The organism is Pseudoduganella sp. RAF19, assembly GCF_052114165.1.
In the GTDB taxonomy this organism is placed as follows: Bacteria; Pseudomonadota; Gammaproteobacteria; order Burkholderiales; family Burkholderiaceae_D; genus Rugamonas.
The window spans coordinates 224,986-238,005 of the sequence record NZ_JBFREF010000010.1 but is presented as its reverse complement, the minus strand read 5'-3'; the positions used below and the strand labels follow the sequence as shown (position 1 = coordinate 238,005).

The following is a 13,020-nucleotide window of genomic DNA, read 5'->3' as shown; positions in this document are numbered from 1 at the left end:
CACACATGACACCACGGACGGCGTTGCCGGCCACGACACCGATCACCTGACTAGCAACGTCGCATTGACCTTTAATGCGAAGGATGCTGACGCTACGCGTGTCATCAAAGTCGATGGTACGGCTGTCGCCAGCTACGATGCCTCGAAACTAGCCGATGGCGCACACTCCGTGAGCGTGACCGACACGGATGTGGCAGGGAATACGAGTTCGGTCAGCCTGGACTTCACTCTGGATACGTCCTTGACTGCGCCAACCGTGGCACTCGTGCAGGACACGACCGACGGCGCTACTGGGCATGATGTCGATCACCTCACCAGCAATGCGGCCCTGGCGTTCAACCTTCAAGACGCCGACGCGACGCGCGTCATTAAAGTTGACGGCAGCACCGTGGCCAGCTACGATCCGTCATTGCTTGCCGACGGCGCTCACAGCGTGTCCGTGACCGATACGGATGCCGCAGGCAACACCAAATCGGCATCGCTCGACTTCACACTCGACACAACGCTGACCGCACCGACGGTGGCCTTGGTGCATGACACCAGTGACGGCGGAGCCGGGCATGATGCCGACCATCTCACCAGCAATGCCGCACTGTCCTTCGGCGACAAAGATGCTGACGCTAACCGCGTAATTAAAGTCGACGGCGTCGCCGTGGCGGCCTACGATGCGTCGGCCCTCGCTGACGGCGCACACAATGTCTCTGTGACCGATACCGATGCTGCGGGTAACACAAAATCGGCATCGCTCGGCTTCACACTCGACACAACGCTGACCGCACCGACTGTGTCACTGGTGCAGGACACCAGTGACGGCGGGGCCGGGCATGACGCAGACCATCTCACCAGCATCGGCGCCCTGGCGTTCGGCGCGAAGGACGCTGACGCGGCGCGCGTCATCAAAGTCGATGGCGCGCAAGTAAGCAGCTACGACGCAGCGACGCTGGCTGACGGTGCGCACAGCGTTGTGGTGACGGATACCGATGCCGCTGGCAATTCGAAATCCGCCACGATCGACTTCACGCTGGATACAACCCTGACCGCACCGGCAGTGACCCTCGCACAGGACACGACTGACGGCGGCACCGGTCATGCCAGCGATCATCTGACCAGCAACGCCGCGCTGAACTTCAACGCGAAAGATGCGGACGCGAACCGGATTGTCAAAGTAGATGGCAATATCGTCGCAGCGTATGACGCAAGCGCACTCGCCCAGGGAGCCCATAACGTCGCCGTCACCGACACCGATGCCGCTGGGAACACCAAGTCAGCGAGCATTGATTTCGTGCTTGATTCCGTGATTACCGCGCCAACGATTGCGCTGGCACATGACACGACCGACGGTGCGACAGGTCACGATACTGATCGTCTGACCAGCAATGCAGCCCTGGTATTCAATACAAAGGATGCCGACGCCAGCCGGGTGGTCAAAGTCGACGGCAATACCGTCGCCGCCTACGATCCGGCCACACTTGCCGATGGAGTCCATAACGTATCCGTTACCGATACCGATGCGGCGGGCAACACGAAGACCACATCCATCGACTTCACCCTCGATACCACGCTGACTGCGCCAACACTGGCGCTGGTGCAGGACACAACGGATGGCATCGCAGGCCATAATACCGATCACCTGACCGCAAACGCCGCGCTGACGTTCGGCGCAAAAGATGCGGATGCAGCACGCGTCATCACGGTTGATGGCGCTGTGGTCGCGGCCTACGACGCGACCTCCCTGGCCGACGGCGCCCACCACGTCAGCGTGACGGACACTGACGCGGCTGGCAACAGCAAGTCCGCCAGCGTCGACTTCACGCTGGACACGAGCCTGACCGCGCCAACCGTCGCGCTGGCGCAGGACACAACCGACGGTGGAGCAGGCCGCGACAGCGACCGTTTGACCAGCAACGCCGCCCTGAACTTCGGCGCGAAAGATACGGATGCCACGCGCGTCATCAAAGTCGATGGCGCAGCCGTGGCGAGCTACAACGCCGCGGCGCTGGCCGACGGCGCGCACACGGTATCGGTAATCGACACCGATGCCGCAGGCAACAGCAAGACCGCCAGCCTTGACTTCGTGCTGGATACGAAGATCACCAAACCGGCCATGTCGCTCGTGCAGGACACGACTGACGGCGCGGTCGGCCATGATGCCGACCATCTGACCAGCAATGCAGCGCTATCGTTCAATGGCGCCGACGCCGATGCCGCTCGCATCATCAAGGTCGATGGTGCCACGGTGGCTAGCTATGACGCCAGTGCGCTCGCTGACGGTGCGCACACCGTGGAAGTGACCGATACAGATGCAGCAGGCAACGCGAAATCCACCAGCTTCAACTTCGTGCTGGACAGGCAGCTGACTGCGCCAACGCTCGGGCTGAGCGAAGACACGACCGACGGCGCTGCGGGCCACGCCAGCGACGGCGTTACCAGCAAGGCTGGCTTGATCTTCGGCGCGAAGGACCCGGACGCCGCGCGCTCGATCACGGTGGATGGGGCGGCTGTCGCGAGTTATGACCCGAGCAAGCTAGGCGACGGGGCGCACGTGGTGGTCGTGACGGATACTGACGCTGCGGGCAACAGCAAGTCGGCTACGCTCAACTTCACCCTGGACACCACGGCGCCGGCAACCCAGGCGATTGCGTTGACGATTGATTCCAGCGACGGCAGCGCCGGACATGCCAGCGACAAGGTCAGCAGCAATGCATCGCTCAACTTCGGTAGCCTGGAGGCCGGGGCGACGCGCAGCTTCAGCGTTGATAACGGCGCAGCCGCCGCGAGCTATGCGGCGCCAGGCATCGATGGCGCGCATAACGTGAAGGTGACCGACACCGACATCGCCGGTAACAGCGTCACCCGCAGCTTCGACTTCACACTGGACACCAAGGCCGATCCCGAAGGCGATCTGGCAGTAACCGTGCCGGACCCTCTGGTCAGCCTCGCGGAGCGCAGCGCAGTCGCCTATAGCGTGGCGGGCGTGAACGCCGATGCCAACGCAGTCGTCACCTTCAGCGACGGTGTGCATAGCGTCACCGGCGCGAATGGCCTGGCCAATCTGTCGTCGCTCAGTGACGGAACAATCAGCGTAAGCGTGCTGGCAACCGACTTTGCCGGCAATACGGCGCAGGGCAAGGCAGCCAGCTTCACGCTGGACGCGACAGCGCCGGTATTCAGCTCTGCGGCGACAGCTTCGGTAACGGAGAACACGGGCGCTAACCAGATCGTCTACAAAGCAGCCGCCACGGACGCTGGTACGTTCAGCTATAGTCTGCTGGCCAACAATAACGACGATGCAGGTCAATTCTCGATCGATGCCAGCGGCAATGTGCAGTTGGCGGCCAATCCGGACTACGAGGCGAAGAACAATTACCACTTCACCGTGGTGGCCACCGACCTCGCAGGCAACGCGGCACAGAAGGCGGTGACGTTGAACGTGAATGATGTGAACGAGGCGCCCACCACGTCCAAGATCATGCTGTCCACAGTGGAGAATGCATCGATCCTGATTCCGGTCATTCCCGACTACGCCACCGATCCAGACGCCAACGACGTGGTAACGCTGAAGAACGTCAGCCAGGTCACATTGACCTGGGCGGCGGACAGCACGGCCAGCACACTGGTCAATCCGGTGACCAAGCAGGTTCTGAATCTGAGCCAGGTGTATGCCAGCGCCACCATTTCCGCCGATGGCAAATCGATTTCGATCACGCCGAGCGATGAATTCGACTGGGCCAGCACGGGCCAGAAGGTCAATGGCACCATGAGCTATTCGGTGGTCGACAAGTCGGGCATGGTGAGCACCAATACCATCACGCTGACCATCTGGGGCTCGACCGCCGACAAGGGCAAGGTGCTCAACGGCGGTAACGGCAACGATAATCTGGTCGGCACCGATGGCGAAAATGTGCTGCAGGGGGCGAACGGCAACGACACCCTGACCGGCGGCGCGGCCACCGATGCGCTGTACGGCGGCAACGGCGACGACAAGCTGACCGGCGGCGGCGGCATCGATTACCTGTATGGCGACAACGGCAACGATACGCTCGATGGCGGCGCGGCGCGCGACGTGCTGTTTGGCGGGAAGGGCAACGACGTTCTGATCGGCGGCACAGGCGCGGACTGCTTTGTGTTCGAGTCCTCGATGGGGACGGACCGCGTCAATGACTTCAATATGGCGGAGGGCGACAAGCTGTATTTCGTGGATGTGCTGAGCAAACCGATGACGGCCCACGACTTCGTCGCCAAGTATGTCACACACGTTGGTAACGACCTGTTGATCTCCGCCCCCGGCGGCCAGGTCACGCTGGTTGGCGTCAGCGACACGGCAGCGTTGGAAAATGCCATCGTATTCACAATGCCGACATAAGAAGTTACAAGAAATTGGTTGAGTAGTGCTCACAAATTGGGCTAGAATCCGCGCATCTTCATACTAGGAGTTCCTCCTGTGGACAGTTCTTGTAGTCGATTTGCTATCGACCTGACCCAGGCAAGGTAAGCCCGAATTCTCCCATTCGCCGCTGCCTTGCCAAGTACGGCAGGCAGCGGCGCGCATCAGCCGGTTCCCCGGCTCTCCAGCTGCTCCCTGATAAACATTGTCTGACGTCGCCATCGTTGCGGCGTCATTGTGCTTTCGCTATTTTTTTCGCGAAGGCTCAGGAGCACGCGTGCGCGCTCCGCACTATGCTGGAGAGTAATAATGAACTTCATCGTTCTGAAAGAGCTGTTCGAGCGCTTCCTGCGTTCCCGTCACATCGGCCGCCACTTCCGCCGCCTGGCCATGCTGGACTCGATGGCCGAAACGGGCGTAAGCCGCGAAGTGCCGCAAAGCCTGACCCAGACCATGGTGGCCGCCGCCACCGAGAACAGCGCTGCGCTGTTGCAGCGTCTCGACACCCGCGTGGAAGGCCTGAGCGTGGAAGAGGCGGAGGCCGTGCGCGAGCGCGTCGGCTTCAACGAAGTCGAACACGAGAAGCCACTGAGCTGGCAGGCGCACCTGTGGCAGTGCTACCGCAATCCCTTCAATCTGCTGCTGACGTTGTTGGCCATCGTGTCCTATGTTACCGAGGACGTGAAGGCCGCCATCGTGATCGGCACGATGGTCGTCCTGTCCGCGCTGCTGCGCTTCTGGCAGGAAGGGAAGTCCAACAAGGCGGCGGACGCGCTGAAGGAAATGGTCAGCAATACCGCGACCGTGCTGCGCGCAGGCCAGCGCACCGAAGTGGCGATCCGCCTGCTGGTGCCGGGCGACGTGATCGCGCTGTCCGCCGGCGACATGATTCCGGCCGATTGCCGCGTGCTGGCTGCGAAAGACCTGTTCGTGTCGCAGGCCGCCATGACGGGCGAATCGCTACCGGTGGAGAAGTTCGCCGAGCAGAAGGACGCGGACACCATCAATCCGCTGGAGCTGGAAAACATCGTCTTCATGGGCACCAATGTAGTGTCCGGCGCCGCCACAGCTGTCGTGCTGGGCACCGGCAACAGCAGCTACTTCGGTGCGCTGGCCAGCCGCGTAACCGCCACTGAAAAAGCGCCGACCTCGTTCCAGAACGGCGTGAATAAAGTGAGCTGGCTGCTGATCCGCTTCATGCTGGTGATGTCGCCGCTGGTGTTCTTCATCAATGGTTACACCAAGCATGACTGGATGGAGGCGCTGCTGTTCGCGCTGTCCATCGCTGTTGGCCTGACGCCGGAAATGCTGCCGATGATCGTGACTTCCACCCTGGCCAAAGGCGCGGTCTTCCTGTCGCGTAAAAAAGTCATCGTGAAGCACCTGGACGCGATCCAGAACTTCGGCGCGATGGACGTGCTGTGCACCGACAAGACCGGTACGCTCACCCAGGACAAGATCTTCCTGGCCCGCCACACCGATATCTGGGGCGAGGAATCGGACGAAGTGCTGGACATGGCATACCTGAACAGCTACTACCAGACCGGCCTGAAAAACCTGCTGGACGTGGCCGTGCTGGAGCACGCCGAAGTGCACCGCGACCTGAACGTGGCGGAAGTCTTCCGCAAAGTCGATGAGATTCCGTTCGACTTCAACCGCCGCCGCATGTCGGTGGTGGTGGCCGAGCACGACCAGCACCACGTCATCATCACCAAAGGCGCAGTGGAAGAAGTGCTGGCCGTGTGCAGCCGCGTGCAGCACGGCGAAGAAGTGGAAGTGCTGACACCGGAACTGCTGGAGCGTGTGCGCAGCGTGACCGCCGACCTGAACGCTGAAGGCCTGCGCGTGGTGGCCGTTGCCTCGCGCGAACTGCCGCCGACCCAGGAAACTTACAGCCTGGCCGACGAATCGGACCTGGTGCTGGTGGGTTATGTCGCCTTCCTGGACCCGCCAAAAGAATCCACGGCGCCGGCCCTGAAGGCGCTGGCCGAGCATGGCGTGGCCGTCAAGGTTCTCACCGGCGACAACGAGCTGGTGACCGCCAAGATCTGCCGCGAAGTGGGGCTGGAGCAGAAGGGCGTGCTGCTGGGCGGCGACGTCGAGCGCATGACCGATGCCGAACTGGCCGCCGCCGTCGAACATCACAATGTATTCGCCAAGCTGACGCCGGCGCACAAGGAGCGCATCGTGCGCCTGCTGAAGTCCAACGGCCGCGTGGTCGGCTTCATGGGCGACGGCATCAACGACGCCCCGGCGCTGCGCAAGGCGGACATCGGCATTTCGGTGGATACGGCGGTCGATATCGCGAAAGAGGCAGCGGACATCATCCTGCTGGAAAAGAGCCTGATGGTGCTGGAGGAGGGCGTGCTGGAAGGCCGCCGCACCTTCGCCAATATGCTCAAGTACATCAAAATGACGGCCAGCTCGAACTTCGGCAATGTGTTCTCAGTGCTGATCGCGAGTGCGTTCATCCCGTTCCTGCCGATGCTGCCGATGCAGCTGCTGGTGCAGAACCTGCTGTACGACGTGTCGCAGATCGCCATTCCGTTCGATAACGTCGATCCGGAACTGCTGCAGTCGCCGCAGAAATGGGACCCGGCGGAGATCGGCCGATTCATGCTGTTCTTCGGCCCGATCAGCTCCCTGTTCGACGTGATCACGTTTGCCGTAATGTGGTTCGTGTTCGGCGCCAAAACGCCGGAGCATCAGACGCTGTTCCAGTCCGGCTGGTTCATCGTCGGCCTGCTGACGCAAACCCTGATCGTGCATGCGATCCGTACGCCGAAGCTGCCGTTCATCCAGAGCCGTGCTGCCACGCCGCTGCTGGTGATGACGGGGGCGATCATGGCGGTAGGCGTGTTCCTGCCGGAAGGCCCGGTGGCGCACTACTTCAAGCTGCAATCGCTGCCGCCGCTGTACTTTGCCATTCTGCCGCTGATCCTGTTCGGCTACCTGGCCACCACGCAGCTGATGAAGCGCGTGTACCGCACGTCAGGGAACACCGGAGTATTTCTTCAGCAGGACAGTAAAGCGCTTGTTACCGGCCGTACCTAACCAGTTCCACATCGCCTCCACCTGGGCGGTGTGGGTGTCGTAATAAGTCTTGCTGGCTGCGATCCAGATATTGGTTCGCACCAGCGGCTTCTCCAGCCGCACGATCTCGCCGCGGTAATGTTCGGCCACGAATTTGTCCATGTCCGAGACGGAGATCAGCGAAACCACGAAGCCATCGATGCGCTTCAGGCGCAGCTTCTCAAAGTTGGCGGTTACGCCGTTGGCGCCGGAATCGATATTGATCCCCATCTGCTGCATGCGTACTGCATAGCTGGCGCCCATGGTGGTGCCGACTGTGTGGCCGCGAAAATAGGCGGCGGGATCGGTGTCCGGCGCGATCTTGTCGCTGGCGCGCACAAAGGCCACCAATACCAGCGGCACCGCGCGTTTCACATCCGGCTGGCCGCTTGCATCGAGCGGCAAGGCGACGCCGGGCATGCCCTGCATCGCTTCATCGGCCGGAACGAAATCGGCCACGCCAGCCTGCAGCGCGGTACGCAGGCGCATCACGGGCAGGCGCAGCAGACTGACAGGGCATCCCACGCTGGCCGTAAATTCCATGACCAATTCCACGCTGGCGCCGGGCGGTTCGGGTACCGAGCTGCCATTGCCAAGCCAATAGGGCGGCCGGTCCTGATCGGGATAGGCGAAGCGCACCGGCGCGCAGGCGCTGTGAGCTTGTGCGGTCAGGGCAAGGAGCAGGGCGGAAACGGCAATTCGGAATGACATCGGGAGTTCAATAGCGCATACTTGCCATTATTCTAAGCTATGTTTGGTAATAATTTAACTGGTTTAAGAAAGGGCGCCCATGGAGACCGGACATGTGGAGCATCTGCGCCAGGTACTTGTATGGCCGCTGCGGCTGATGCCGCGCGCAGGCGAGGAGCGGGCGCCCACCCAGCCCTGGGAGCTGCTGGCCGGCGGCGATGATGCCGCACCATGGCGTGAAGTGTCCAGCGCGCGTGACGCCGGCGCCTCGTTCCAGGAGCGCTATTACACGGAGTTCGTCAGCTTTCTGCCTTATGTGCAGCGCTTCCTGTTTGGCGTAGGCCATGTCGGCAGCGCCGCCGGGGAAGGGCACTTCACCGGCCAGCGCCGCATCTTCCGCCGCAAGGATATCCAGCAAGTGCGCGTGGTGCTGCGCAGCGGCGACGCGCCGCATACGCTGGAAGTCCACAACGTCTGCCTGCACTTCTTCTACGACGTGGACGTGGTGCTGCTGGTGATGGAAGTCGGCACCGAAGATTTGCCACTGGACACCGCGCAGGATCTGATCTACCGCTTTGGCCGCGCCTATCCGGCGGGCTGGGATGCCAACGGCCACGCGCTGCATTGCATGTATAGCGTGGAATGGCTGGACGGCGAAGGCAATGTGCTGTCTTCATCCGATGCGCAGGACAAGGAAGAATTCACCCGCCATGTTTGCGAGCACCATGCGCCGCGCATCGCCTCGCACTGGTGCCACGTGCTTTTCCCGCTGGTGCCGGAAGGCATGGATGCCGCCGCACCGCTGCAATTCCGTCTGGTGGAGTATTACCGCATGCCGATGATGGCCTATCTGGCCGTGCACCGGCCGGACCAGCTCAGTCCCGGCCAGTTCGCATCGCTGGGCATGGTGGCGGGAGCGCCGGCCACGCCAGGACAGGCGTCCGCCGAATTTGAACGCAGCTATTGCTACGACCGGTTCTGGTATGCGGGCGGCGCCGCACCCAATACGCGCTATCTGTGCACCGGCTATGCGCTGGTGGTGATTGGCGATGCGGCGTCGGACTTCTTCTGCTGCCGCGAGCGTGGCGTGCTGTCCCAGTTCCGCCACCAGCACTTCCTGCTGTTCATGATCGCGCACTTGCAGAAGGCTTCGTTGCTGATGTTTTCAGACCGGCTGGCCGAGGCGCTCAACTCGCTGAGCGTGACCGACCCAGACAGCGTGCGCCGCTTCAAGCGCCGCATCCGCTACGCCTTCGAGAGCTTTTTGCGGTTCACCCACCGCTACTGGTTCACCGAAATCTCCGACCAGGCCCAGATCCGCGCGTTGTTTCGCATGAGCGGCACGCATCTGGACCTGGAGCGTCTGCATGGCGAAGTCAAGGTGCGCATGGGCGATATGAACAGCTATCTCGAAGCGGACAGCCTGCGGCGCCAGGCCAACACGGTGGTGCGGCTGACCGTGGTGACCATCTTTGGCCTGATCGGCTCTGTCACCACCGGCTTTCTCGGCATGAATCTGCTGGCGGAGGCGGAAGCGCCGCTGTCGCGCCGCATCTTCATCTTCGTGGCGACCGTCGGCATCACGACCGCGATGACCGCCTACACCATGGCCAAGTCCAAGCGCCTGTCCGACCTGCTCGATGCACTGTCGGACGAGCGCCTGTCGCTCTGGACTAAGCTGAAAGTGCTAGCCGCCGTGTGGGGGAAGGGACCGGCGTAAGCGTACCGCCGCTGTCGATGCGGAACACGCTGACCAGCCTGGCCAGCTTGTCCGCCTGCTCCTGCATCGAGGCCGAAGCGGCGGCCGCTTCTTCCACCAGGGCGGCATTTTGCTGGGTGACGGTATCCATTTCCACGATGGCCTGGTTGATCTGTTCGATGCCGACTTCCTGCTCGCGGCCCGCGTTGGCGATTTCGCTCATGATGCCGGTCAGGTGCTGCACGCTGGAGACCACTTCCTGAATCGTCTTGCCGGCCTGTTCGACCATGCGGCTGCCGGCGCCCACCTTCTCCACCGAGTCGTTGATCAGTTCCTTGATTTCCTTCGCCGCAGCAGCGGAGCGCTGCGCCAGGTTGCGCACCTCGGAGGCCACTACGGCAAAGCCGCGTCCCTGTTCCCCGGCGCGTGCCGCTTCCACGGCGGCGTTCAGGGCCAGAATATTGGTCTGGAAGGCGATGCCATCGATCACGCCAATGATTTCCACGATCTTGTTGGAAGACTCATTGATCGAGCCCATGGTGCGCACTACTTCGGACACCGCCTCGCCACCCTGCACGGCGATGGTGGACGCGCTGCCCGCCAGTTCGTTGGCGCGGCGTGCGTTGTCGCCGTTCTGCTTGACCGTGGAGGTCAGTTCTTCCATCGAGGACGCGGTTTCCTCCAGCGAGCTGGCTTGCTGCTCGGTGCGGGCCGACAGATCCAGGCTGCCGGTGGCGATCTCGCCGGATGCGGATGCAATCACGTCGGTGCCATGGCGCACCTGGCCGACTATGTCGCGCAGGCTGTCGTTCATATTCTTCAGCGCTTGCAGCAGCTGGCCGGTTTCGTCTTTCGAGGTCACCTGGATATCGCTGGTGAGGTTGCCGGCAGCGACCGTTTGCGCCACTTCCACCGCGTTGTTGAGGGGGCGCGAAATGATCCGCGCCAGCCACACGGCCTGCAGCGCGCCCAGCGCCACGCAAGCGACGATTGCCGCAATAATCCACCAGCGGGATGAGGCATACAGCTCGTCGCCCAGCTTGTTGGCCTTGTCGGCACCACTGATATTCACCTGTGCCAGGCGTTCGATCACTTCGCTGGCCGCCGTGAAGGTCTTGGCCGAATCGCCGCGCAAGATGGCGCGCGCTTCCTCATTCTTGTTGGCGCGGGAGAGCGCAAGCAGCTGCTTGCTGTCGCTGAAATATTGGTCGGCCAGGCGGCTGAATTCCGCGTAGCCGGTGCGCTCCTCTGGTTCGCTGATCAGCTTTTCGTATTCCGCGCGGGTCTTGGCCAGATGCTCGCCAATGGATTGCATGCGTTGTTCGTATGTGGTGAATTCGCTGTCGGTGGTGGAGAGAATGTGCTGCACTTCCTGGGAGCGGTAGCGGGCCAGATCGTATTTGATCTCGAGCAGGGTGCGCACGCTGGGCATCCAGTTAGTGCCCATGTCTGTTGCGGTCTGATTAACCCGCGCCAGTTGTACTGTGGCGAACACGCCCAGCGCAATGCAAAGCGCCAGGACAATTGCAAACGAGATCTTCAATTTGGTGCCGATACGCAGATCGTAGAACCGATTCATGGCCGCCTCCATTTTGATTGTAGTTATACCGACTATAGACCTTGCACGGCAAAGTGGAAGCAAGTTTGACTCAGGGTATCGTGTGGCAAACCCGGGCGGGTGGGAGTAGCCTGTTGGCCTTTGTATAAAGGAGACTGGCATGCAGCAACACTATCAATCCTGTATCGATGCCTGCAACGAATGCGCGGCCGCCTGCGAAAACTGTGCCGGCGCCTGCCTGCAGGAGTCCGATGTGCAAATGCTAGCGCGCTGCATCGCGCTGGACATCGATTGTTCCCAGGTCTGCCGCCTGGCCGCAGCCTTCATGCAGCGCGGCAGTACTGAAGCGGCGGAACTGTGCCGTGCCTGTGCCGAGATTTGCGATGCTTGCGGCACCGAGTGCGACCAGCACCAGCACGACCATTGCCGCGTTTGCGCCGCGGCCTGCCACCGCTGCGCCGATGAGTGCCGCCGCATGAGCAGCATGGCCCAGGCCCAGGTGCGTCCGGTCCCCAGCGGAGTTTCGCCGCACTGAGTAGCGCGGGGGCTGAAGATGAGTTAAGATCCCTTGAATGGGAGAAAAGCAAAACGGCCGAATCCAGGGCAACGCCACCGTCTACGATGTAGCTGAGCTGGCGGGCGTCTCGGCTATGACGGTTTCGCGCGTCATCAACGGCAGCGCACACGTAACGGACACCACACGCCAAAAGGTGATGGCGGCCGTCCAGTCCCTCAATTACCAAGTTAATGTCGCCGCCCGCGCCGCGCGCGTGGGCACTTTGCGCGTTGGCCTCCTGTACAGTAATCCCAGCGCCGCCTTCCTGAGCGCCTTCCTGGTGGGGGCCATGGACCAGTGCAGCCAGAGCGGCGCCACGCTGATCCTCGAAAACTGCGCCGACCAGCGCAGCCAGCGCAGCGCCATCGACCGGCTGATTGCCAACGGCGCGGACGGCGTGCTGGTGCCGCCGCCCCTGTGCGACTCGCGCACCGCGCTCAAACACCTGGACGAAATCGGCATGCCCACGGTGGCGGTGGCGACGGCGAAGCCGGTGTCCTCCATGTCCGCCGTGCGCATCGACGACTACGATGGCGCGCTGACCATGACGCGTTATCTGCTGTCGCTTGGCCACCGCGATATCGCCTTCATCAAGGGCGACCCGAAGCACACGCCGGCCCAGCTGCGCTGCCAGGCCTTCATGGATGGCATGGCCGAAGCGGGCATCAAAGTGCCGCCGGACCGCGTGGCGCAAGGCTTGTTCACCTATCGTTCCGGCCTGGAGGCGGCGCGCGAGCTGCTGAACAAGAAGACGCGGCCAACCGCCGTCTTTGCGAGTAACGACGACATGGCCGCCGCCGTGATCGCAGTGGCGCATGGCATGCATTTGCAAGTGCCGGACGACCTGGCCGTGGCGGGCTTCGACGATACGCCGGTGGCGACTACGGTGTGGCCGGAACTGACCACGATTCACCAGCCGATCGGCGACATGGCGCGTTCCGCCGTCGAACTGCTGGTGGAGCAGATCCGCCGCCGCCGCGCGGGCGAATCCAAGCTGGTGCAGCACCGGCTGCTGCCCTATACCCTGATTTGCCGCGAATCCTCCACGTCGGATCAATAAG

General features: G+C 62.3%; 7 protein-coding genes. 5 read left to right on the top strand and 2 right to left on the bottom strand.

Annotated elements, in window-relative coordinates; genetic code table 11:
• Window positions 1-4,363, top strand: a 4,363-nt coding sequence (locus AB4Z19_RS25765) for a beta strand repeat-containing protein (RefSeq protein WP_442036504.1), incomplete at its 5' end; no start/stop codon positions are given.
• A gap of 330 nt (window positions 4,364-4,693) precedes the next feature.
• Complete coding sequence (gene mgtA / locus AB4Z19_RS25760) at window positions 4,694-7,438, top strand: magnesium-translocating P-type ATPase (protein WP_442036502.1); 2,745 nt, start codon at window positions 4,694-4,696, stop codon at window positions 7,436-7,438.
• Here the strand turns inward: mgtA and AB4Z19_RS25755 are convergent.
• Window positions 7,376-8,167 (bottom strand): hypothetical protein, encoded by a 792-nt coding sequence (locus AB4Z19_RS25755; protein WP_442036500.1) that lies wholly within the window; start codon window positions 8,165-8,167, stop codon window positions 7,376-7,378. The two genes, mgtA and AB4Z19_RS25755, sit on opposite strands and share 63 nt — an antisense overlap.
• A 79-nt stretch (window positions 8,168-8,246) precedes the next feature.
• Between AB4Z19_RS25755 and AB4Z19_RS25750 the strand changes: the two genes are divergently transcribed.
• On the top strand, window positions 8,247-9,866 hold the full coding sequence (locus AB4Z19_RS25750; protein WP_442036498.1) for a hypothetical protein: 1,620 nt from the start codon (window positions 8,247-8,249) through the stop codon (window positions 9,864-9,866).
• Here AB4Z19_RS25750 and AB4Z19_RS25745 read toward each other — a convergent pair.
• On the bottom strand, window positions 9,820-11,424 hold the full coding sequence (locus AB4Z19_RS25745) for a methyl-accepting chemotaxis protein (RefSeq protein WP_442036496.1): 1,605 nt from the start codon (window positions 11,422-11,424) through the stop codon (window positions 9,820-9,822). The two genes, AB4Z19_RS25750 and AB4Z19_RS25745, sit on opposite strands and share 47 nt — an antisense overlap.
• Window positions 11,425-11,563: 139 nt before the next feature.
• On the opposite strand from AB4Z19_RS25745, the gene AB4Z19_RS25740 reads away from it, so the two are divergent.
• Together AB4Z19_RS25740 and AB4Z19_RS25735 are read left to right on the top strand one after the other, a co-directional pair.
• Window positions 11,564-11,938, top strand: a complete 375-nt coding sequence (locus AB4Z19_RS25740; protein WP_442022850.1) for a four-helix bundle copper-binding protein — start codon at window positions 11,564-11,566, stop codon at window positions 11,936-11,938.
• A 37-nt stretch (window positions 11,939-11,975) separates the two neighbouring features.
• Window positions 11,976-13,019, top strand: coding sequence for a LacI family DNA-binding transcriptional regulator (locus AB4Z19_RS25735; protein WP_442022849.1), 1,044 nt, complete (start codon window positions 11,976-11,978; stop codon window positions 13,017-13,019).
• Window position 13,020: the final 1 nt, after the last annotated feature.

Excerpts from the sequence above, each read along its gene's own strand:
- mgtA (WP_442036502.1), top strand. The coding sequence starts at position 4,694 with ATGAACTTCATCGTTCTGAAAGAGCTGTTCGAGCGCTTCCTGCGTTCC.
- AB4Z19_RS25735 (WP_442022849.1), top strand. The coding sequence starts at position 11,976 with ATGGGAGAAAAGCAAAACGGCCGAATCCAGGGCAACGCCACCGTCTAC.
- AB4Z19_RS25755 (WP_442036500.1), bottom strand. The coding sequence starts at position 8,167 with ATGTCATTCCGAATTGCCGTTTCCGCCCTGCTCCTTGCCCTGACCGCA.
- AB4Z19_RS25740 (WP_442022850.1), top strand. The coding sequence starts at position 11,564 with ATGCAGCAACACTATCAATCCTGTATCGATGCCTGCAACGAATGCGCG.
- AB4Z19_RS25750 (WP_442036498.1), top strand. The coding sequence starts at position 8,247 with ATGGAGACCGGACATGTGGAGCATCTGCGCCAGGTACTTGTATGGCCG.
- AB4Z19_RS25745 (WP_442036496.1), bottom strand. The coding sequence starts at position 11,424 with ATGAATCGGTTCTACGATCTGCGTATCGGCACCAAATTGAAGATCTCG.